Below are 21,266 nucleotides of genomic sequence, written 5' to 3' on the forward strand. Positions count from 1 at the left end.
ATGAAATGGTATATATACTTATTGCTGCTATTGGCTATAGCTTCACCTTCCCTGGCACAAGATGCCACAGTAGAATCAAGAACCAATCTCGATATGTTGGGAGGCGGCAATTACTCTGCGCGGACATTTGATAATCGCTATAAGGGCGTAAAAGGACAAGTCACTATACTTCCGGAATTTGTTACAGGTAAAATTTATACAACGGATAATCGCGCAGCGGTACAACCCAAAGTAAACTTCGATGCTTTCGCGAATGAGTTGATCGTAAAGCGCGGGGCCAGTGAATATGTGATCAGTAGAAATGTAGTAGACCGGTTTAGTTTATGGACAGGTACTGATTCCCTATATTTCAAGAAGATCATCAATGAAGAAGGTAAACAACTTTACTATCAGCAATTGGTGAAAGGCAAAGTTCAACTCGTTAAGAAGAATATCAAGATTTTTAAGGAAGCAAACTATAGCGGTGCCTATAGTGCAGGTCGTGAACACGATGTATTCCTGGATGATCAGAAATACTTCATGCTGATAGAAGGGAAGCTGTTGCTGGAATTTAAAAACAGGAAATCAATTCAAAGTGCTTTTCCTGAGTACGCAGGAGAGGTGGACGCCTATATAAAGAAGAATAACCTTAGTCTAAAAGACGAACAGCATCTCGCGATGCTGTTCCGTTATATCAATGAAATTATTGTAAAGAACTAAACTCGTTCTATTTCAGCGCCCAGTGCTTTCAAGCGACCTTCAATGTTTTGATAACCGCGATCGATTTGTTCGATGTTGGAAATCTCGCTGGTGCCGCTGGCCGACAGTGCTGCAATCAACAAGGAAACGCCTGCACGGATATCCGGTGACGACATTTTAATTCCTTTTAGTTGTTGCTTGCGCTCAAGTCCAATGACGTTAGCCCGATGAGGATCGCAGAGTATAATTTGCGCACCCATGTCAATGAGTTTATCTACGAAGAACAAACGGCTTTCAAACATTTTCTGGTGAATGAGTACAGAGCCTTTGGCTTGTGTTGCTACCACTAAAATTATACTTACAAGATCGGGTGTAAATCCAGGCCATGGCGCATCGGCAATGGTTAATATAGACCCATCAATGAAGGTTTCGATCTCGTAGCGTTCCTGCGATGGTATATATATATCATCACCACGGAATTCCATCTTGATTCCTAATCGCTTGAAGGTTTCCGGAATAACGCCTAGCATATCAATGCGGCAGTTCTTGATCGTGATTTCAGATTGCGTCATTGCCGCCAACCCGATAAAACTTCCGATCTCAATCATATCCGGCAGCATGGTATGTTCAGTGCCACCAAGTTTGGTAACGCCTTCAATGGTGAGCAGGTTTGATCCTACACCACTGATCTTGGCACCCATGCGGTTCAGCATCATACACAGTTGCTGAAGGTAAGGCTCACAAGCAGCGTTATATATAGTAGTCGTACCTTTTGCTAGTACAGCAGCCATTACAATGTTGGCTGTTCCGGTAACCGAAGCCTCATCGAGCAGCATATAGCAGCCCTTTAATTCAGAGGCATCGATGTGAAAAAGATGTTCGCTGGAATCGAAATTAAATTTTGCTCCAAGCTTCTGGAAACCCAGGAAGTGAGTATCTAATCTGCGTCTGCCAATTTTATCACCACCTGGTTTTGGTAAACTTGCTTTACCGAAACGAGCCAGGATAGGACCGAGTAACATAACGGAACCTCTAAGCGCAGCCGCTTTTTTACGGTACTGTTCTGTTTCTAAAAAGTTAGTATCAATGTTGGATGCTGCAAAGCGATATGAACCTGTTCCCAGTTTCTCAACTTTGCACCCGAGGTCTCCAATCAATTCGATCAGCTTGTTGACATCCACGATGTCCGGGATGTTATGAATTGTAATGGGTTCTGATGAAAGAAGAACAGCACTTACAATTTGTAAGGCTTCATTCTTGGCGCCTTGCGGAATGATTTCACCTTTTAGTTTCTTCCCGCCTTTTATTTTGAATACACTCATCTAAAAGCAATAACAGTTATCAATGATTCAATTGACAAAATCGTACCTGACCGATTGGTTTTTCTGATTTAAGACAGATCTTTTTACTGATCTCTTCTTCTACGGAAGTTCTGTCCACCACCACCGCCTTTGTTCTTGTTGAACGGGCGATGTCCTCCAGGTCTTTGATGCTGATGGCCACCACTGCTCTGCGGTCTGGCTTTCTTGCGTTCTTTATATAATTTCTCGAACAGATTGTCTTCACGTATTTTATCGATGGTCATGTTTAATGCACCACCCGACATTTGATTTATATCGCGAAGTATAACAGAATCATCCAACGGCTCCTTGTTCCAGTTAGCGTAGAAAGTTTTCATCAATTTGCCCAGGTATATAATGGCATCCTGGCGCTCTTGCGGATCTTCTTTTTTCAATGCTTCCTTCACAAGCTTCTCTATGTTCTTGCCATAGTGCTTAAAGCGGATATTGCTTTGAGGATACTCAACCTTCATCGGCTTTTTGAAAAGAATCTCACGCTCTGGTATAGGGAAAGGATTGTTTACATCCAGGTTGAAATCCGCAATGATATATAGATCATCCCACATACGTTGCGGGTCATCGCCTTGCTCCTTGATGGAAGGAGTAAGTTGTTTGATGAGCTCAATCAATGTATAGGAAAGCTCCGTACGCTTTTCTTTGTCAGGTATACTTCTGATGTATTCCACCAGCTTCTGAACGTTACGTCCGTATTCTTTTAAAATGATACCCGGACGTTGGCTGTTATATTCTCCGATCATAAATTCTTGATAAGTACTATTGGTATTTCTTTAATTATCCTGAGGCGTTTGTCATTTGTAACAAAGGTGCCACATTTTTTGTGCAAGGCACAGGCTATCTGAAGAGAATCAATCGCCCTAAGGGAGGAGTATTTCGCTCGCAATGTAGCGGATATTTGTGCAACTTCCCAAGTAATTGGATAGACTTCAAAAAGCGATTTTATAGTTTTTTCAAACTTAATCGTGAGATCTTTCTTGCCAAGCTTCCGAGGTTTAATTTCAACTTCAGCAGTCGTTAAAACGCTCGTTGTTAAAGCTATATTATTACGGATTGAATCTGCAAAGAATAAACTCACCGCTTCAAAGTACTCAGGATTTTGTTCGACAAGGTAAATTATAGGAGCTGTATCAATAAATGCTTTAGAACCTGTCATTACTCCTTAGTCGATTTACATACTCCTGTGCATCTTCTTTCCACACACCAGTCCCTATACCTTTCAGGTCTTCTAATAATTTCAAGGCCTTCTTTTGTTTTTCGGTCAAACGGCTTTTAGAAGAAGTCTTAGGCCTGGAAGTTTTAAGTATGTTCTTTTTAGTCTCCACTTGTAACAAATCTACAGGAATATATAAAAATGACAAAATCAGTTTTCTATGATCCGAAGCTTGGCAAAGCTTAACAGCAGCGTTTTTTCACCGATTTCTGTGAAATTGATCTTCGCTTTGCGGTCTGCCCCCGACATATCCATTTGCAAGACTGTTCCAAAACCGAATTTCGGATGCTCCACTTTCATGCCTTCTTTCAAAGCGGAAGTATCACTCGGAGTAAAGTCTGCAGGAGCTTTATAGGTTGTTGGCTTCGGAGCAGCCGGAGCAGAGGCAATTGTTTTCTTGATTCCGGTTACGAGGTTCTTTGCATACTGACTGCTTGGCGGAGCGGATTCCAAACCAGCAAACTTGGTGCTCACCTTGATGAAGCTTTGATCTACATCATCCAGAAAACGGCTTGGCTCACAATTCTTCAAACGTCCAAAACGATAACGCGTCAAGGCATAGGACAAGAACAATCTCTTCTGTGCACGTGTGATCGCTACATAAAATAATCTTCGCTCTTCTTCCAGTTCTGCCCGACTACTGATCATCATCTGAGAAGGGAAAAGATCCTCTTCCATCCCCACCATATATACATACTTGAACTCAAGTCCCTTCGCCATGTGAATGGTCATAAGCGTTACCTTATCGGGATCTTTATCCTTGTCCTCGTCCTGACCGGTAACGAGCGATACCTCTTGTAAGAAAGAACCCAATGTTTTATCCTGACGCTCCGGGTCGTCTACATATTCTTTGATCGCGTTCAATAATTCCTGAACGTTTTCGTAGCGGCTTAATCCTTCTACTGTTTTATCTTCATATAGTTCGCGAAGCAAACCAGAACCTTTTGCAATTTCAAACGCAGCATCATAAGCATCTTTACGTTGTGTCTCCAACGAAAAACGTTTAATCATCGCCACGAAATCATCTATAGGGCCAGCAGCTCTTCCACCCACAAACGGAGTAGCATTTTGTAAAATCTCCCAAATGGAAGTTCCATGATCATTTGCCGCCACTACAATTTTATCAACTGTAGAATCGCCAATGCCACGCTTGGGTAAATTGATAATTCTCCGGAAGGATGCTTCATCCTGTTGATTCATGGTAAAGCGCAAATAGGCGAGGAGGTCTTTGATCTCCTTACGCTGATAGAATGAAAGCCCACCAACAACTTTATACTTGATGTTCATTCTTCGGAGCGCTTCTTCTATAGCACGCGATTGACTATTCGTGCGATATAAAATCGCGAAGTCGCTAAACTTCATTTGATGCTGCATCTTCTCCTGAAATATAGAAGTAGCCACCAGGCGTCCTTCTTCATTATCAGAAACAGCTTTGATCAGTTCAATCAGATTGCCCTCTTCATTGGCAGTCCATACATTTTTAGGAAGCTGTGCACGGTTTCGTTTGATCACCGAGTTAGCAGCCTGCACTATATTTTGAGTGGAACGATAGTTCTGTTCCAGTTTTATTACTTTCAGATCAGGATAGTCGCGTTCAAAGTTCAGGATGTTCGTGATATCGGCACCACGAAACGCATAGATACTTTGCGCATCATCGCCCACCACGCAAACATTTTCCTTTACGGAAGAAAGCTTGCGAATAATAAAATACTGACACAGGTTGGTGTCCTGAAACTCATCCACCAATACATATTCAATCCGGTGCTGATATTTATTCAACACTTCGAGATGTTCTTTAAAAAGTTTATCGGTGTTGAACAACAGATCATCAAAATCCATCGCGCCAGACTTGAAGCAGCGCATGGCGTATGTTTTATATATCTTCCCGATCTCCGGGCGAAGATTTGCTGCATCATCGCCCATCAACTCTGCATTGCGCAGATAATCTTCCCAGCTGATCAATCTGTTTTTAGCGGCCGAGATGCGGCTATATACGGTGTTGGGTTTATAGACTGTATCGTCAAGTCCCATTTCCTTTACAATATTTCTGATGAGTGATTTAGAATCATCAGAATCATAAATGGTAAAGTCATGCGGATAGCCCAGGTGATGTGCTTCTGCACGCAGGATTCTTGAGAACACCGAGTGAAAAGTTCCCATCCATAAATTACGGGCATCATGACCGACAACTTTTTCAATCCGCTCGCGCATTTCTTTGGCAGCCTTGTTTGTAAAGGTCAACGCCATGATGCTGAACGGATCAACATTTTTTTGTTGAATAAGATAAGCAATGCGATATGTTAATACTCGTGTTTTTCCAGAGCCAGCTCCTGCAATAAGCATGCATGGTCCATCGGTTGTAAGTACGCCTTCGCGCTGCGGTTCGTTAAGAGTGTCTAAATAATCAATCATATCAGGGCGCAAATTAAACATTAAAGGTTGACTTCCTTTTAATCAATTTCAACCTTCAGTACTTTTGAGAAAATCTTTTTAATTGAACTATAAACCTCCTGTGCAAGTTCCATTTTTTCAGTCCGATGGACTAAGCATTACGGCAGTAGAACCGTGGTTTAAAGTAAAGGTTCAGCTCATCGAACGTTACGTGCAATCATTCATTGCAAATGCAGCCGGAAGAGTTGATGACATTGTGTTGGTTGACTTGTGTTCAGGAAGCGGATTGTTTTCTTTTGGACATCAAAAAGAAATTTTTGCAAGCCCATGTCTGTCGTTGTTGTCAGCAAACCTTCCAATATCGCGATGGATTTTTTGTGAGCGCGATCACGATCAGGTATATGCATTGCAGAGCCGTGTAGCACATTACTTCCGAAATAAAAATGTAACGATACTCGATGAACCGGTTGATGATTTAGCGGGTAAACTACAATCGCTGATTCCACAGACGCGTGGCAATAAAACAGCAGTGCTTTGTATTGTGGATCCGTTTTCATTCGAGATTCCATATACAACCATCGACAAACTTGCTTCTATAGGTTTCAGCTTTCTGATGCCTTTTACGTGGATGATGAATCAGCGCATGAGTCATGCTTATTACCTGGAAGAACATCGCGAGAAAATAAAACAATACCTGGGCATTGCCGACCTGCAACGTTTGGCGGCTGTGCAAAGCAACCAACAGTTTTATAAACACATCGTACGCATTTACCAGAACAACATGCTTGTGTTGGGGTTGAACACAGCACTCTCAGTTCATAAAGTGGAATCACGGCTCATGGAGTTGCCCGCTTACTATATAGGCTTCTTCTCTAAAAAGTTCTCTACAAAAGCTGTATTGAACGCCGTAAATGAAAGTGAGCACGTGCAGTTTGAATTGTGGTGACAGCAGCGTTGAGGAAATCGTAAATCGAATAGCACAGCATTCAATATACATTCGTCTAAAATTGTAACTTTGCAGTATGATAAAAATCGGAGAGGTACTCGTATCAGATGATGTTGTAGAAAAGGAATTTGTCTGCAACCTGGATAAGTGTAAAGGTGCGTGCTGTGTGGAGGGTGATTTCGGTGCACCGCTGGATGAAGATGAACTGGCTATCCTTGAAGAAATATATCCCATTGTAAAGCCATACCTGACCAAAGAAGGTATCAAAGTAATAGAGAAGGAAGGCACGCATACTACAGATGATGATGGTGATTTGTGCACACCCGTAATCGATGGTCGCGAATGTGTTTATGCGATCTATGATAAGAAAGGTATTTTGAAGTGTGGCATCGAGCAAGCATATCTGGATGGTAAAATTGGTTGGAAGAAACCGATCTCCTGTCATCTATACCCGATACGCATTACGTCTAAGAAAAATTTTGAAGCGCTGAACTACCATAAATGGCACATCTGCTCGCCTGCATGTGCGCTCGGAAAAGAATTACAAGTACCGGTATATAAATTCCTGAAAGATCCATTGATTCGTAAGTACGGGGAGAAATGGTATACTGAACTTGTGCAGGTAATCGAAACTCCACAAGAGCCTAAAGAAAAACCCAAGACGAAGAAAAGTAAGGAGTGATTCACGATTACTATTTATACTCCCGTTTACTACGTATCAATAATTGAAGATATATATCTAAACATATCTTCACCCCACTCTCGCGGATAATCCCGATCAAATAATTTACATCATATATATAGCAAACACGGTTGATACTCAAGACCGTGTTTTTTTACGCCTATTTGCCCCGGAATTTAGCGTTTTACTCGAATTCTGAACTTTGAAGTAGTTTTAATATTATTGTATTTCATGTTTTATTTATTGTTTATCAATAATTTATTACTGATATTTGATTGCTGTTATTAATGACGTTAAAATCGAATCAATACGAATCGAGAGGTTTCTCAATTCGCAGCAGCATTATGTCGTAATAACTGCACCATATTTACTGGATCACCAAAAAAATAAATTTTGAGGATTTTGTGAGATTTAACTTATGTCTGCGAATAATGAGTAAAATAAGATGATAGAGTTCTCTATGATATTGAGCGTTACTTTGATTATAGCATGTATATACATTTGCTACTTGGAGATGAAGTTGTCTGAACGAGTCTGGCTCCTTGATTTATATAGCACTGGTAACTTCACTTTACCGGCATGAACCCTGTTCAAACTAATTTCGAAATGCTCATTACGCAGCACAAGGGAATTATCTATAAGGTGGCGAATGCTTATTGTAAAGATGCCGATGAGCGAAAAGATCTCGTTCAGGAAATTATCATTCAGTTGTGGAGGTCCTTTCCTTCGTATGATCAGGCATTTAAAGTTTCCACCTGGATGTATCGCGTGGCGTTGAATGTGGCTATATCTTTTTACAGAAGAGATTCCAGGAGAAAGAACGTTACTATAATTCTTTCTGACGATTTAATAGAAATTATACCAGACGATGAACCGAGTGAAACAGAAGGGCAGCTCTATCAGCTTCAGCAATTTATTTCCGAGCTAAAGGAGTTGGACCGGGCGCTGATCATTTTATACCTGGAGGAGAAAAGTCAAAAGGAGATAGCGGATATTCTGGGGCTAAGTGAATCGAATGTGTCTACAAAAGTAGATCGCATCAAACAGAAGCTAAAAAAGAGATTTTCATTAACGAATGAATGATATGGACGAGCTCGACTTGAAAAAAATCTGGCAGGGATACGATAAAAAAATCGATAAGATTTTACAGATCAACAAGCTGCAACTCAGTGCCATTCAAACGGAGAAGGCAGAGTCAAAGATACGCTCTTTTAAGAGGAACCATTTAGCCGTTATGCTCTTCGGTATAGTGTGGATACTATTTTTGGGATTTATACTATATCATGCGCATTCCAATATTTTCTTCACAGTTTCGGTAGGCATGATTATACTCTTCAACATATTCGCTGTGGCGCTATACCTTCGTCATATCATCATGTTGAATCAGATAGATATAGCAGGAAGTATCACGGACACGCAAACTAAATTGATCCAGGTGCAAACATCGTATAGCCAGGTGGGGCGTGTGCTTCTTTTACAAACTCCATTTTACTGCACCTGGTGGTATACTGAGGAACTTGTGAGGAGTGGAGGTTTTTTGTTTTGGGCTATTAACCTTTCAGTAGTAGCGATTCTTACAACATTGTCTGTTTACTTGTTCAGCAAATTATCTGACAAGAATAAATCTGAGCATTGGGTAAAGCGTGTTGATAAATGGTTTGGTGCTGAAAAATTACAACAGGCGTCTTCGTTTCTTCAGGAAATAGAAAACTATAAAAAAGACGAGTAGTCTTTAATCCTATATACCTCGTCAGGTCAGCCGGAAACCTGACGCTTCAGATATACCATGTTATAATCGTATTGTACTTCATTCACAAATATGAGTGATGCTGATAAATCTATGTCTTAACCATTACTAAAAACTATGAAAACTCAACAAAACAATTCCAGAGCATCTATTATTACAATCATCTTTTTAGCAACCGTATTGATGCTCGGAGCCTGTACAGAGAAGAAAGTTTCTGCGCAGCAAAACACGGCTACGGCATCAAAGGGTAAAGCACCGAAAATTGATATTCACACTGCAGTTATCAGTGGAAATATAGAGGCACTTAAACAACATATAGCGGCCGGCACCAATATAAATGAGAAGGACCCGTTCGGAGGTTCAAGTCCTCTGATCTCTGCGACACTGTTCGGTAAAACTGAAATGGCTAAAATACTGATCGATGCCGGGGCTGATCTCAACTTTCAGAATAATGATGGTTCAACGGCATTGCATACAGCTGCATTTTTTTGCCGACCAGAAATTGTAAAGTTGTTGCTGGACAAGAAAGCAGATAAGTCTATAAAAAATAAATACAACAGCACCGCGTATGAATCTGTTGCCGGTGAATTCAAAGATGTGAAGAGTACATATGAGATGCTGGGAAAAATGCTTGCGCCCATGGGGCTTGTGCTTGACTTTCCCTATATAGAAAAAACGAGACCGGAGATTGCCGCAATGTTGAAGTAATATGCAAGCATATAGCAGACGATACGACATTGATTGGTTACGGGTGATCACTATAGGTTTACTCCTCGTGTATCATGTAGCAATCGGTTTTCAAGCCTGGGGTATTATGATTGGATTTATAGTAAGCAAGGGCACATGGGAATCTTTGTGGATTCCCATGACGATGCTAAATGTATGGCGAATTCCGCTTTTGTTTTTTGTATCCGGTATGGGAGTATATTTTGCGATTCAGAATAGAAACTGGAAACAACTACTCATAGAGCGTGGAGGCCGGCTTCTTATACCCTTCGTGTTTGGTATTTTTGTAATTGCCCCCATTCACGTATATATATGGCAACATTACTACCAATTGCCGTCAAACTATATTTACGGACCAGCGCACTTATGGTTTTTAGGGAATATCTTTGCTTATGTTGTGATTCTGTTACCAGTTTTCTTTTATCTGAAAAAAAATGAAGAAGGACGAATTGTTATCGGTATAAAAAGGCTTTTGAGTAATCCGCTTGGCCTGCTGGTGATTATCCTAACATTTATAGCGGAAGTAGTATTTATTGATCCGCATCCTTATGAAATGTATGCTATGACCTGGCACGGGTTTGTACTTGGGCTGCTGGCGTTTTTCTTTGGTTTTTGCTTTGTGTTAAGCGGTCCGGTTTTTTGGAACATGATGTTGAAATGGCGATGGCTGTTTTTGATAGTGGCCAGTATACTTTTTAGGTATCGGTTAACTCAATTTCAAATGCATGTGCCTGCTCATCTGTTGGCTATCGAGTCTTGTGTCTGGATCTTTTCAGTTTTCGCATTTGGCTATAAATATCTGAACCATCCCGGTAGAACGCTGCGTTACCTGAGTGAGGCTGCATACCCGGTATATATACTGCATATGATATTTCTGTTCCTGGGATCGATGCTCATATTTCCGCTGACGATAGCCGTACAGCTTCAGTTTACTTTCGTATTGCTGTTTACGGCTATAGGGTGCTTTGTGTTTTATGAATTGTTCATTCGAAGAATAAATATCATCAGACCTCTATTCGGGTTGAAGATGAAAAAATGATGTGCGGAGTGAATAGCAAGTATATAGAGACCATGACGGTGGAGCGAATGCCATCGTCATGGTATATAGTGTGAATTATAATTCTAAGCCAATCCTGCGTGACAAGTCAGAGCTAAAGACATTGTTGGGATCATATTTCCGTTTGATCTCAAGCCATTCCTTGTACTGTGGATACATTGCTTTGAAAGTGGCTTCATCCAGGTAAGCGTCTTTACCTAAATATATACGTCCTCCCATAGACAATACCATCTGGTCGAGCTTCTGTGTAAAGGGCTTCAGTTGATCTTTGATCGGAAAGTCAATCGCGAAAGTATAGCCTTCAAACGGGAAGGACAATAATCCTCCCTGACCTTTACCGAATTTCTTGAGTACATTCAGAAAGGGAACGCAATTACTTTTCGTTATCTCTGTAAGGATCTTTCTGATATTTTCTCTGCCATTCTCCATCGGTATAACAAACTGGTATTGTATAAAGCCACGCTTGCCATAGCCTCGATTCCAGTTGTTGATCATATCCAACGGATAAAAAAACTTGTCGTAATGCGCAATGGGTTTGCCACCCTTTTGCATGATATATAGCGCAGTATTTAAAACTTTAACGGAAAGTGTATTCAGTGAAAAGCTCGGCAGATAAAAAGGAACGCTGAGTTTAGCTTTCTTGCCAAGCTTTAGCGGATCAGCTTTAAGATTTGCAGGGAGGTCGGCAAGTTTAGCATGATTGCCCATTGTTAACACACCGCGACCGAGGCTTGCTCCCTTTGCCATTGAATCAAGCCACGCAACGGAGGAGCTGTAGTCTTTATCACTTTCATCTATAGCGTCAAGCATGGCATCCAGATTTTTGGCAGCCACAGCTTTCTGTACAAAATACGTTGTCTCAATTTTTCGAAGTTGAATTCTGGCCGTGAGAATTGTACCCAGCAACCCGAGTCCGCCAAAATTAGCCCAGAAGAGATCGCTGTTTTCTTCGCGACTCGCTTTTAGAATGCGGCCATCCGCAAGCATGATCGTGAAATCATAAACACAATTTACAAAGGAGCCATCGGCATGATGCGCTTTGCCATGAACATCGTTGGCTATAGCACCGCCAATCGTTATATACTTTGTGCCCGGAGTAATCATCGGGAACCATCCGCGTGGAGCAAGATATTGAATGATGTCTTCGAGGTTCGCACCAGCTTCACATTCTAATATACCTTTCTCTTGATCGAATGAAATAAAGCGATTGAGTTTTTCCATTTTCACAACGGAGCGATTCAGGTTCGTAGCCTGATCGGCATAACTTCTACCAAGACCGCGAGGCAGAAGTTTATCGAGGGTCAATGTTCCCTTTACATCTTGAATGGTGCGCGGGTAAACAACTTTACTGGTGTTGGCAGGGATATTTCCCCAGCCGGAGAGGGTTTCTTCTTGAGGGTGCATATTTTAACAAACTATAGACGATGCGAAAATAACAGTTTATTCCGATTGATTGACCGAAGTCTCCAGATCAACTTCCGGTAACGATCTAAATTCACTGGGAGTCATTCTATCTTTTTTCTTGAAGTAGGTATAGAAGGATGACAAGCTGTTAAAGCCACATTCAAAAGCAACGGCCGCTACTTTCATATCGGTTTCGCGTAGTATTTTTTTTACTTCATCCAAACGTAATGAGTTGATATACTCCGGGAAGCCTGTTCCTGTTTCCTGATTAATGATATGAGACAGTTTATGCGTGTGCATATTGGTCAGCGTAGCAAGTTTGGGTAGTGTGAGCTCGGGGTCTTTAAATAGCTTTTTGGAAAGAATCTCTTCCGACAATTGTTCGAAAAGTGCGCGCGTCTCCTGGACAATCGCCTTGGGGTGATTATTTTTCTTTGCTATAGGTTCGAAAAGCTCCTTGTAAAAACGAATGCTCAGGTAGCTGATTAGATAAACCATAATGGAGAAGCCGATCGAAATGCCGATGATGCAAAGAAAATTCATGGAGAAAAATGTGAGCAGCAATACAACGGTACCCATACTGCCGAGTAGGGCATAGAGCCAGATTTTTTTTCGGGAGGGTGATTCCGTATGATAAACAAGAATGCTGCTGGCAACTATATATAGGATGATATAGCCTGCAATGGCCAGGAGGTGAAGCCTGCAAACATTCATCTGGTAAACAAGCGGAAGGAAGGGAGGGATTAACTGGATCAGTTCCGTAAAGCCTGCTTTGAAATCTGAGTTTAGAAACGCGCGACTGTAAAAAAACGTAAGCGGACCGATCAACGCCAGCGATGTTAACGATATACTGTTAAAGTGAAGACTGTTGCCATCGGCCAGGAACAGGTAAAGCGAATCTGCCAGGAAGAAAATCAGAAAGAGATTCAATGCGACCAGGATCAGGTTCGCGGTTACTTTCCGGAGTTGTGATGTTAGAACATATATACTCAGAAACAGGCTCTGAAGAATTCCATAACCTCCCAGGAGGACCATAATGGCTGATGTCATAATGTAAAGCGTTGTTCAGGATAACGATTCTCAGCACACGAGGTTTTGGTAAAATGTCCTTTTTATTGCTGAAAAAAGTAGTTCAGGTTTATAAATCTGAAAGATAATCAATCATTCAGGTGCCTACTTACGCTCAAAAAATAAGTATGAAGAAACTGATTCTCGCGGGATGTTCTCTGATCTTTTCACAAATTCTGTTCGCACAGGCTATACGCATCACCGATACACCGCACCCCAAAAATGAAACGTTTGGATTTTCGATGAACAAAGCCCGCGACCAGGCTTTCTATGTGTGGTCGCATGGTGGACGCGATACGTTGAGCATTTATAGTGTCACCAGGAAAAAAGGGAAATGGCAGAAACCTGTTACCGCATCCTTTTCATCAAAACCTGGTGTGTGGAAAGACATCGATCCGTTTATTACGCCGGATGGCAAGCAGGTATATTTTCAATCGAACCGGCCGGTCACTCCGGGAGGTTCTGTCAGCAAGCAATTTGATATCTGGATGGTTTCAAAAACGGAGAAGGGATGGAGTGAGGCGCAGCATCTCGGTAATGTTGTTAACTCCGATAGCTCGGAATCTTTTGCATCCGTAACCGACTCGCGTACACTATACTTTGGCTCAGGGCGGAAAGGAAGCTATGGCAAACTCGATATCTTTTCGTCAACCTTGAAAGATGGTGTGAGACAAGTGCCGGTAAACATAGGCATGACGATCAATACCACCCATTACGATACAAATCCATTTATAGCGCACGATGAAAGCTTTCTGATCTTCTCAACGGAAATCGATGGAAACTACGGTGATAACGATCTGTATATAAGTTTTAATATCGGGGGAAAATGGACAAAGCCCTGGAATCTGGGAAATAATGTAAACTCATCTATCTCCGAGTTTTGTCCCTTTATGCTTCCGGGAGAAGATACACTATACTTTGCGCGCCTCGATAAGAAGAAACGCTTTAAGGAAGACTTGTACAAAGTATATCTCCCTGTACAATCTTTGAAACAACGCGTGATGTATAAAGCAACCATCTTTGAAGATGGATTGATCTCAACGGGGAACACCATGAGCGTTGCCTTTGAACCGGATGGCAAGACGGTATATGTAGCGCGGTCGAACAGTAACCGTTCCGTTGTAAAGCTATTTCAATCTACATTAATCAATGGAAAATGGTCTGAGCCTTCGGTGGTTCCGTTCTCGGAGAATTTTCCGTTTACCGGATTGCCCTTTATAATACCCGATGGTAGTAAAATGATTTTCACTGTAGAAGACAAATCCAAAGACCTGTGGATAAGTGATAAAACGGCTGATGGTTGGGGAAAGCCTTATCCACTTCCCGGAAAAGTAAACAACAATGGATATGGCGAGTACTTCGCTACTACAAGCAATCAGGGCACGCTATATTTCTCATCAGAACGTGGAAGTAGTAAGTGTGATATATACAAGTCAGTACGTGTAAACGGTGAATGGCAAGAGCCTGTAAAAGTGGAAGGCATCAATACAGATGTCTCCGAATCGAATCCCTGGATTGCGCCTGATGAGAGCTATATGATCTTTATGTCAGATCGTCCAGATGGGTTTGGAGCCTTTGATCTATACATCAGTTACAACGAAAACGAAACGTGGAGTATACCGCAAAATTTAGGCCCCGAAGTCAATACCGATGTTAATGACTTTCAACCGGCCATGAGTCCGGATGGTAAATATTTTTACTTTACGCGTACAGCATGGCCTTCTGGTATTGACAGACGAATCGGGCGTGAAGATGTATACAGGATAGATGCACGCATATTGTCCTTGAAGAAAAAATAGCTACGCTATAATTTGGGTGTAAACCAAAGGAATCCGAAAGCCAATAGCAACGCCAGGAAGAAAATCAGCGGAGATACAGATTTATATACTGTATGCTTAGTATTCATTGATTTCGTTTCAGTGACACTATATTGTTTTGAAACGCTGATCCGGTTGCTTGCCTCGAGCGATTTCCAGGAATCCTTCTTCGATATATAGTATGGGAGTTGTACGGAGTCCGGGGTGGAGAGTGTATGCCATCCCGGATTACCGGCCCAGGTCGTGGCATGCCAAACGTCATCGATGCGTATATCTTCCATTAGCGGCAGATGTATACTATCATCTTGCAGAGTAAGGTTATTTCCGTTTGTAATTAATTCAATGTCGATTGGCTGATCCGGATATACCGGAAATGTATTTGTGATAGTTAGAGTACTGTTTACAGTTTTACTTCTGGAGATTTGTTCCAGTACCGGTGACCAGATTTTGCTATACCCTAATGAATCGCCTCGCAGAATAAGTGGATATGTACTTTGCAGCAACTGGAATCCTGCTTTACCAAAACCTTTATTGGTAAAGCCCGATAACACTCCACGCTTATTTTGAATGATGGCTTGAAGTGAAGCTGCATCGGAAAAAATGAAAGGCGCAACGGAAAGGGTACTGCTTTGCTTACCCGATAGTAACAGGTGCGTTGTGTCACTTTTTAAAGGAATCGTTTTCCAGGGAAAGAGTTTATGAAAGTTCCGATTGGTAACGGAAGTCTCCTGCACCAGAACGATAACGCCCAGTCCTTCTGCCACGGCATCTTCAAGTGCCTTTATCTCGGTTGGCGGCAGGGCCTGCAATGTCTCGGTATCGAGTATAACCAGATCAAAAACTGATAGCGTTCTCTTCGCCAGCTGTGTGATGTTAACTGCATCATGATTTATATACTCGTATCGGAAAATGTTTTTGGATAACTGTGAGCGCAGCACAACGCTATGATTCTTCTTTGAAAGAAAACTTTTCAGGTACTGGGTTTCAAACGAAGGCTGCTGCTGAAGGAAGAGTGTTTTATAGGGAGTGCCTTCATTGACTATCACCGGAAAATCCTCTGTTAAGGTTTGCCCGTTTTGTTTTGATGTGAGCTGGTATATAAACTTGCCGGCTTGCTTGGGGATAAACGTTAATGCAAAAGAGCGATTGCCCGTACCGGCGGTTAGCGTTACAGAATCTTCCACACCTGCCGGGGAACGAAGGGAAAGCGTTACCGGGTTTTCTTTCAGGGTATATATACCGTTAATTTTACTTTCACGGTTTGTGAAAATATTCTCCGGAATATGAAGCGCTGTAACTCCGGAAGGAAGCTGTCCTGGAATATAGTGGACGGAGGAATCGTTGATCTGCTTCCACGCAAAGGCTGGTAATCCATTACCAAGGATAGCTCTGACTTCATTCGCGATGGGAGCTATACCGTTTAGCGATGCAATTCTTTTGGAATGCATATAGGGCATGGCATCTGCCAGATGGAAGAATTGTAAGTTTTTATTTATAGCGAAAAGACTATCGGCTTGTTTCTTCTCGTAACCTTCTGTGAGCAATACAACGCTGAGTTCTTCGTCTGCCTTTAGGGCGGGCCTTAAGAACAATCCGATGAGCGCGGCTATCAATACGACCACGGCAATCAGTCGTAAAACCTTGAAGCGCATGTTTCGCTTATACTCCTTCCAGAGTAAATATATACCGAGCAGAATCAGTATCCCCGGAAACCACCAGCCGTCCAGTACAGGTTGCGTCACCATGGTATGATCACTCATTGTCGCTCAAGATTTTTAATGAAGTCACGATCGAGTGCATGCAGCGTTTGCGTTGCAGAAGAAGGTGAAGCAGGAGCAAGCGGCAAAGCTCTCCATAAAGAAATTTGTATCTCTTCCAGTGCCGCGCGTTGTTCTTCCGGCTTTAATTCATTTTCAGTCAGTGCGCGGATACGCGATAAGCTTTTCAAATATAGCCCGGGCTGTGCAATCGCCAATAGTCCAAGCTCCTGGCCAGCCAGCGATAATTTTTTCTGTAAAGCTTTATCTATAGCAGTATGATCGGATGCCATCGTCCATGCTATAGCTTGCAACGCACTGCGAATGGCTGGGTAATTCTCCTTTGCTGTCGAGCTACCTTTTGCCGTTGCATTCTTTACTTCGCTCAAATCTCCTGTCATGCGCTTCTCTTCTTTAATAGGAGGTGGATCAAATCCCGTGCGATGTACATATATACGTGAGTCCTGGCTGATCTCTTTCAATAGCTTCAATGCTTTATACTGAAACGGTAATGATTTTTCCGGTTCATATAGTCGCAGGTGAAGTTCGGCATCCCACATAATGGTAAGCGCAGCTTTTAATTTAGCACGAATAGATTGTGTGAAGAACGTAGCCTCTTCTTCACTGTCGTGTTCATGCACAAACCCGGCAGGTATACCGTTCTTGTCTTCGCCTTCTTTCGCAGCGTGTTGATGTTCGTGATCACCTTTTTTCTCTTGTACCAGGTTGTGCTCGTTTTCGGTATCATGCACATGCCCATACTTCTTCGCTATATCTTCTTCTTCATGGTCATGATCTTCTTCAGCAGGGTTTTCCTGTGGCCCTATACCGGATTCAAATTCTTCTCCTAAAAATTCTCCATAGCGTAATCTTAATACTTTTTGATCGTACCCTAATTCATTACTTTTAGATTGAAAGGTTTCTTTCGAGATTTGTTTTTTCTCTTTCAGTAATTTCTCGGAATCAATAATGATTTGCCGCTGACTGCGGAAATAATCAGGCATCAAATCAACACCAAGGCCATCGTCTACTACGGTTTCCTGTTGCGTAGTATCGCGCAGGGAAATGAAGTATGTTTCAGTACGTGTACGGTTCGAAAGTGGTCGTTTGGTATCGAAAGCCACCACGTAAAAGTATAGCTCATCTCCGGGCTCCATGCCCAGCTTTAGGAGATCCAGCCTTCGCGTTGCATCTATATGTTTACCCGAAATAGTAGAAGGATTTTCAAAGAAGAGTTTATCTTCCCTGAATTTAACCGATTCACCACTTCCCTTGCTTACCGTGGCTATAATGTGCGCATTGTCCAATCCATAATCGTCCGCGAGTGTAGCGTATACATCAACGGTAGGCCTGCTGGTAAATTCAAGTTCGGTGAATTGATTCAGCTTGTTGATGGTAACAACCGGAGCTATATCTTTAATGACCTCCAGCTTATAGAAATCAGAATGCTTGGTTTCACCTTGCGCAGTTGTCCATGCAAGCTGATAGAATCCGGTTTCACTAATCGTTCGCTTCAAAGTATAGGATCCCTGCTCAGACTTCAAGGGTATATTTTGTTTTCCTGAAAAGATAAGCGCGGGATTTTTCACATCGGCTGTAAATTCTATCTGCCATTCTATTGTGCTTCCTTCGGCAAACGTCAATGACCATGCGCGAGTCGTTTGTGTTTTTAGCTTTGTATAGGGCGGAGGCGTTATGGTGATTTGCGTGCCTTTCACTTGTGCAGGAGCATATGGTGTCGCTCCTGCTGTAGAAGATGGTCCGGCCTGTATGGATCTTTCAGAAATATGCGACACAAAAGGAGCGAAAGACATAAGTGCAACGGATGCTGCTATACTGATGATAAATATACCTATAGCGTGTTGCAGACGATGGGGGAGTCGTATAGCAGGGTAAAGTGCTTCGAAGGCAGTTGTGGTCTTTATCTTTTGAAGTCGTTGCAGGGTAGAAAGCCCGTCATCATCTTTCAGAAGAAGATCACTGCTATTTTGAAGCGTACTAAAATGCTGATTGAGGTATCGAGTAATGTTATGTTCATCCAGTTGAAATAAATGAAGCTGTTGGCATCGGTATAAAAACAAGAGTATACCACCCGTTAGCGCGAGTATAATAGAACCCGCCACCGGAACTTGAAACGAGTAGGGTATGACAAACGAGACGGATGCGAGTGCCAACGCTAACAGGAACGCTTCGCTCATGCGAATTGCTTTATACTTTCGCGTAAGCTGGTGAAGGTGATATCGTGCCTGTATATCGCTCATTGATTCCGATGATAAGCAAGTAATCTTTCCGTTAATACCATGAATGCGAGTAGTATTATTAAATACTTGTCCAAGGGAGTGGTTACTGCTGCACGTTTCAATACAGGAGTATATTTCTCAGACGATGCGCTAAGGAATTCTTCTGGTAAAATTCTTTTATCGGCCTTCGTGGCAATCGCTATAGTCTCAGGATTGTTTAACATTACGGAAGCCAATCGCGTGGTGAGATGATGTTGTAAAGCAATGTCTATCGTTAGTCGAGATGTGAGCAGCCATTGTTGAAATGGACTTTGCGGACCTTCTTGCAATAGTATATCGGTCGAGGCTGCGTTGTTTTTATAAGTGATCTTGTGGCATGCGTCTTTGTAAGTCATTTTCTTTTCCGATAACCAGACCAGCCAATCCGCAGAGGTATATTTAAAATTTTCTGCCGGAGTAATGTGTATGGCGATTGGTGCTGCCGGAATTTTCCGGATGGCTTTTAACGATGCGGTCACAATGTTGGCGTCAAACTGAAAAGCCTTGTCGTAAGCGATGATCACGTGCAATGTATCGGTGGATCCAAGTTGTGCGGTTGCTCCCTCAGCTGTAACCGTTCTCTGCTCCGGCGTTATAGCAGTCTGTTGATAGGTATAGCGCATCTGTGAACCATCACTTTTAGCGAGCCGAACCGTGGCGGAGTCAGATGTATACCGTTGCGCCAGAACTATACTTTGCCCAGGCTTAGCGTCAACGGTGATCCATTTAAGTGTAGGGGGTACTGGTATACGTTCACCTGTAAAGTCTTTAAGGTGAGAGTGTGAGATCACTACTATATCTTGTATGACTTTTGCTTTGAGCTGCTCGATCAATGGCCAGTAATTTGCTGTATTCACAGCCGTAGTATCTTCTCTGACAGGAAAGTCAAAGGCCATAAAATGTGTTTCATAACCTGCCGCAGTAAGACTATCGGTTAATGAATTAAGTCTCGCATCTTTTTGAATACCGGGTTCAATAACCAACCATTTTGATGAAGCTGCCGGTATATTTAATACCTGAAGACCTGCAAGTAATAGTACAGTTACGATAATGAGTATACATCGTATCACGAGCAGGAGTACTTCATTTAGTTTAAGCGCGCGAAATTGTTTTGTGTTGGATTCATCGAGGTGACGGAGACTTCCTATATAGATCACTTTCCCTTCCTTGCGGCTCAGCAAATGTATACCGATGGGGATTGCTAACCCACTCAGTGCCCAAAGCCATATCGGATTCGCGAATTGCATCAGCGGGCCAGGGTTTTTCGGATCTTTAAAAAATTTCGCAAGGTAGTCTCAAACGAATCGTTGAGGTTTATCAATTCATAGCTGATCTGTTTTTCCAACATCCAGTTTCTTGAATGTGCGATCCACTGTTGTACGCGCTCGCTATATTGTTTTTGCTGCGTAGTCGTTTCTACTTTCGAACGTACTTTGGTTTCAAGGTCTTCAAATGTAAAAGAACCTTTAAAGCCCAGGTCGGTTTCCTGACGACCCATCAGATGAAAAACGATCACTTCATTTCGAACGGTTTTCAATCGTGCTATAAATTGTAGCAGATCGTTCTCTTCATCATATAGATCAGTTATGAAGATGATCATTTCTTTTCCATGATGATCATATAGATGTTCGAGGCCGTTTCCTTTTTTCCAGGTGCCTTCACTTTTTGCTGTAGCGAGTATATGGAGAAAGCGCATGAACTGCTGTTGTTCAAAACGCGGATGTACTTCATGAATTTCTTTTTCGTTCACTGTAAATAAACCAAAGGCATCGCTTTGTTTACGGGCAAGATATGCGAGTGCCGCGATCATTACCTTGGCGTACATAAATTTACTCAGCCCGTCTTCGGTATACATCATGGAATGACTGGCATCGAGCATGAACTTTACGGTGATGTTCGTTTCAATATCTGCCTGGCGGATAAAATATCGCCCTGAACGCGCATACATTTTCCAGTCAAGCATACGCAAGTCATCACCGGGTTCATAACTTCTATACTGACTGAATTCCTGTCCCGTTCCTACAGCCTGACTTTTATTACTGCCACTCATGAACCCTTCCACGATAACACGTGCAATCAACTCCAACCCGTTCACGGTGTTGATCACTTCCGGTTTCAGTAAAGATCGTATCTGTGAATTCATGCG

General features: G+C 42.2%; 18 protein-coding genes. 8 read left to right on the top strand and 10 right to left on the bottom strand.

The annotated features are described in order from the left end of the window. On the top strand, positions 1–699 hold the full coding sequence (locus B5Y40_RS06030; protein WP_079685779.1) for a hypothetical protein: 699 nt from the start codon (positions 1–3) through the stop codon (positions 697–699). Here B5Y40_RS06030 and murA read toward each other — a convergent pair. The 4 genes from murA to B5Y40_RS06055 form a co-directional block, all read right to left on the bottom strand. Further along, positions 696–2,000 (bottom strand): UDP-N-acetylglucosamine 1-carboxyvinyltransferase, encoded by a 1,305-nt coding sequence (murA, locus tag B5Y40_RS06035; RefSeq protein ID WP_079685780.1) that lies wholly within the window; start codon positions 1,998–2,000, stop codon positions 696–698. The two genes, B5Y40_RS06030 and murA, sit on opposite strands and share 4 nt — an antisense overlap. A gap of 83 nt (positions 2,001–2,083) precedes the next feature. Then, on the bottom strand, positions 2,084–2,776 hold the full coding sequence (locus B5Y40_RS06040) for a DUF4290 domain-containing protein (protein ID WP_079685781.1): 693 nt from the start codon (positions 2,774–2,776) through the stop codon (positions 2,084–2,086). Beyond that, a complete protein-coding gene (locus B5Y40_RS06045) occupies positions 2,773–3,189 on the bottom strand; it encodes a type II toxin-antitoxin system VapC family toxin (RefSeq protein ID WP_079685782.1) in 417 nt (138 codons plus the stop codon). Before B5Y40_RS06045 ends, B5Y40_RS06040 begins: the two co-directional genes overlap by 4 nt. 207 nt (positions 3,190–3,396) lie before the next feature. After that, the gene (locus B5Y40_RS06055; RefSeq protein ID WP_079687101.1) at positions 3,397–5,655 is read right to left on the bottom strand and encodes an ATP-dependent helicase; all 2,259 of its coding nucleotides are present in this window, start codon (positions 5,653–5,655) and stop codon (positions 3,397–3,399) included. Positions 5,656–5,758: 103 nt separating this feature from the next. Between B5Y40_RS06055 and tcmP the strand changes: the two genes are divergently transcribed. The 6 genes from tcmP (at position 5,759) to B5Y40_RS06085 (ending at position 10,777) form a co-directional block, all read left to right on the top strand. Beyond that, positions 5,759–6,583 carry a three-Cys-motif partner protein TcmP gene (gene tcmP / locus B5Y40_RS06060; protein ID WP_159453616.1) on the top strand — a complete coding sequence of 275 codons (825 nt, stop codon included), beginning with the start codon at positions 5,759–5,761 and terminating at the stop codon, positions 6,581–6,583. A gap of 76 nt (positions 6,584–6,659) precedes the next feature. Next, positions 6,660–7,265, top strand: coding sequence for a DUF3109 family protein (locus tag B5Y40_RS06065; RefSeq protein ID WP_079685785.1), 606 nt, complete (start codon positions 6,660–6,662; stop codon positions 7,263–7,265). 579 nt (positions 7,266–7,844) lie between these two features. Then, positions 7,845–8,348, top strand: a complete 504-nt coding sequence (locus B5Y40_RS06070; RefSeq protein ID WP_079685786.1) for an RNA polymerase sigma factor — start codon at positions 7,845–7,847, stop codon at positions 8,346–8,348. A 1-nt stretch (position 8,349) separates the two neighbouring features. Further along, on the top strand, positions 8,350–8,994 hold the full coding sequence (locus tag B5Y40_RS06075; RefSeq protein ID WP_143785629.1) for a hypothetical protein: 645 nt from the start codon (positions 8,350–8,352) through the stop codon (positions 8,992–8,994). 135 nt (positions 8,995–9,129) lie between these two features. Beyond that, positions 9,130–9,720 carry an ankyrin repeat domain-containing protein gene (locus B5Y40_RS06080; protein ID WP_079685788.1) on the top strand — a complete coding sequence of 197 codons (591 nt, stop codon included), beginning with the start codon at positions 9,130–9,132 and terminating at the stop codon, positions 9,718–9,720. A gap of 1 nt (position 9,721) precedes the next feature. Further along, entirely contained in the window at positions 9,722–10,777 is a 1,056-nt protein-coding gene (locus B5Y40_RS06085; RefSeq protein WP_079685789.1) for an acyltransferase family protein, read from the top strand. Between the two features lie 75 nt (positions 10,778–10,852). On the opposite strand, the gene B5Y40_RS06090 is transcribed toward B5Y40_RS06085, so the two are convergent. Together B5Y40_RS06090 and B5Y40_RS06095 are read right to left on the bottom strand one after the other, a co-directional pair. Next, complete coding sequence (locus tag B5Y40_RS06090) at positions 10,853–12,199, bottom strand: FAD-binding oxidoreductase (protein ID WP_079685790.1); 1,347 nt, start codon at positions 12,197–12,199, stop codon at positions 10,853–10,855. Positions 12,200–12,235: 36 nt separating this feature from the next. Further along, complete coding sequence (locus tag B5Y40_RS06095) at positions 12,236–13,249, bottom strand: helix-turn-helix domain-containing protein (protein ID WP_079685791.1); 1,014 nt, start codon at positions 13,247–13,249, stop codon at positions 12,236–12,238. A 146-nt stretch (positions 13,250–13,395) separates the two neighbouring features. On the opposite strand from B5Y40_RS06095, the gene B5Y40_RS06100 reads away from it, so the two are divergent. After that, a complete protein-coding gene (locus B5Y40_RS06100; protein WP_079685792.1) occupies positions 13,396–15,066 on the top strand; it encodes a TolB family protein in 1,671 nt (556 codons plus the stop codon). Positions 15,067–15,071: 5 nt separating this feature from the next. Here B5Y40_RS06100 and B5Y40_RS06105 read toward each other — a convergent pair whose 3' ends face one another. Genes B5Y40_RS06105 through B5Y40_RS06120 form a run of 4 tightly spaced genes read right to left on the bottom strand, consistent with a single transcriptional unit; the run spans position 15,072 to position 21,263 of the window. After that, positions 15,072–16,844, bottom strand: a complete 1,773-nt coding sequence (locus tag B5Y40_RS06105) for a hypothetical protein (RefSeq protein ID WP_079685793.1) — start codon at positions 16,842–16,844, stop codon at positions 15,072–15,074. Further along, positions 16,841–19,102, bottom strand: a complete 2,262-nt coding sequence (locus B5Y40_RS06110; RefSeq protein WP_079685794.1) for a hypothetical protein — start codon at positions 19,100–19,102, stop codon at positions 16,841–16,843. The genes B5Y40_RS06105 and B5Y40_RS06110 overlap by 4 nt, the downstream gene beginning before the upstream one ends. Further along, positions 19,099–20,367, bottom strand: coding sequence for a BatA domain-containing protein (locus B5Y40_RS06115; protein ID WP_079685795.1), 1,269 nt, complete (start codon positions 20,365–20,367; stop codon positions 19,099–19,101). The genes B5Y40_RS06110 and B5Y40_RS06115 overlap by 4 nt, the downstream gene beginning before the upstream one ends. After that, complete coding sequence (locus B5Y40_RS06120; protein WP_079685796.1) at positions 20,367–21,263, bottom strand: DUF58 domain-containing protein; 897 nt, start codon at positions 21,261–21,263, stop codon at positions 20,367–20,369. Before B5Y40_RS06120 ends, B5Y40_RS06115 begins: the two co-directional genes overlap by 1 nt. Positions 21,264–21,266: the final 3 nt, after the last annotated feature.

This window comes from Ohtaekwangia koreensis, from assembly GCF_900167975.1.
Lineage (GTDB): Bacteria > Bacteroidota > Bacteroidia > Cytophagales > Cyclobacteriaceae > Ohtaekwangia > Ohtaekwangia koreensis.

What these genes read in the sequence shown, in the direction of transcription:
- B5Y40_RS06030 (WP_079685779.1), top strand. Translation starts at nt 1, where the DNA reads ATGAAATGGTATATATACTTATTGCTGCTATTGGCTATAGCTTCACCT.
- murA (WP_079685780.1), bottom strand. Translation starts at nt 2,000, where the DNA reads ATGAGTGTATTCAAAATAAAAGGCGGGAAGAAACTAAAAGGTGAAATC.
- B5Y40_RS06040 (WP_079685781.1), bottom strand. Translation starts at nt 2,776, where the DNA reads ATGATCGGAGAATATAACAGCCAACGTCCGGGTATCATTTTAAAAGAA.
- B5Y40_RS06045 (WP_079685782.1), bottom strand. Translation starts at nt 3,189, where the DNA reads ATGACAGGTTCTAAAGCATTTATTGATACAGCTCCTATAATTTACCTT.
- B5Y40_RS06065 (WP_079685785.1), top strand. Translation starts at nt 6,660, where the DNA reads ATGATAAAAATCGGAGAGGTACTCGTATCAGATGATGTTGTAGAAAAG.
- B5Y40_RS06070 (WP_079685786.1), top strand. Translation starts at nt 7,845, where the DNA reads ATGAACCCTGTTCAAACTAATTTCGAAATGCTCATTACGCAGCACAAG.
- B5Y40_RS06075 (WP_143785629.1), top strand. Translation starts at nt 8,350, where the DNA reads ATGGACGAGCTCGACTTGAAAAAAATCTGGCAGGGATACGATAAAAAA.
- B5Y40_RS06080 (WP_079685788.1), top strand. Translation starts at nt 9,130, where the DNA reads ATGAAAACTCAACAAAACAATTCCAGAGCATCTATTATTACAATCATC.
- B5Y40_RS06085 (WP_079685789.1), top strand. Translation starts at nt 9,722, where the DNA reads ATGCAAGCATATAGCAGACGATACGACATTGATTGGTTACGGGTGATC.
- B5Y40_RS06090 (WP_079685790.1), bottom strand. Translation starts at nt 12,199, where the DNA reads ATGCACCCTCAAGAAGAAACCCTCTCCGGCTGGGGAAATATCCCTGCC.
- B5Y40_RS06095 (WP_079685791.1), bottom strand. Translation starts at nt 13,249, where the DNA reads ATGACATCAGCCATTATGGTCCTCCTGGGAGGTTATGGAATTCTTCAG.
- B5Y40_RS06100 (WP_079685792.1), top strand. Translation starts at nt 13,396, where the DNA reads ATGAAGAAACTGATTCTCGCGGGATGTTCTCTGATCTTTTCACAAATT.
- B5Y40_RS06105 (WP_079685793.1), bottom strand. Translation starts at nt 16,844, where the DNA reads ATGAGTGATCATACCATGGTGACGCAACCTGTACTGGACGGCTGGTGG.
- B5Y40_RS06110 (WP_079685794.1), bottom strand. Translation starts at nt 19,102, where the DNA reads ATGAGCGATATACAGGCACGATATCACCTTCACCAGCTTACGCGAAAG.
- B5Y40_RS06115 (WP_079685795.1), bottom strand. Translation starts at nt 20,367, where the DNA reads ATGCAATTCGCGAATCCGATATGGCTTTGGGCACTGAGTGGGTTAGCA.
- B5Y40_RS06120 (WP_079685796.1), bottom strand. Translation starts at nt 21,263, where the DNA reads ATGAATTCACAGATACGATCTTTACTGAAACCGGAAGTGATCAACACC.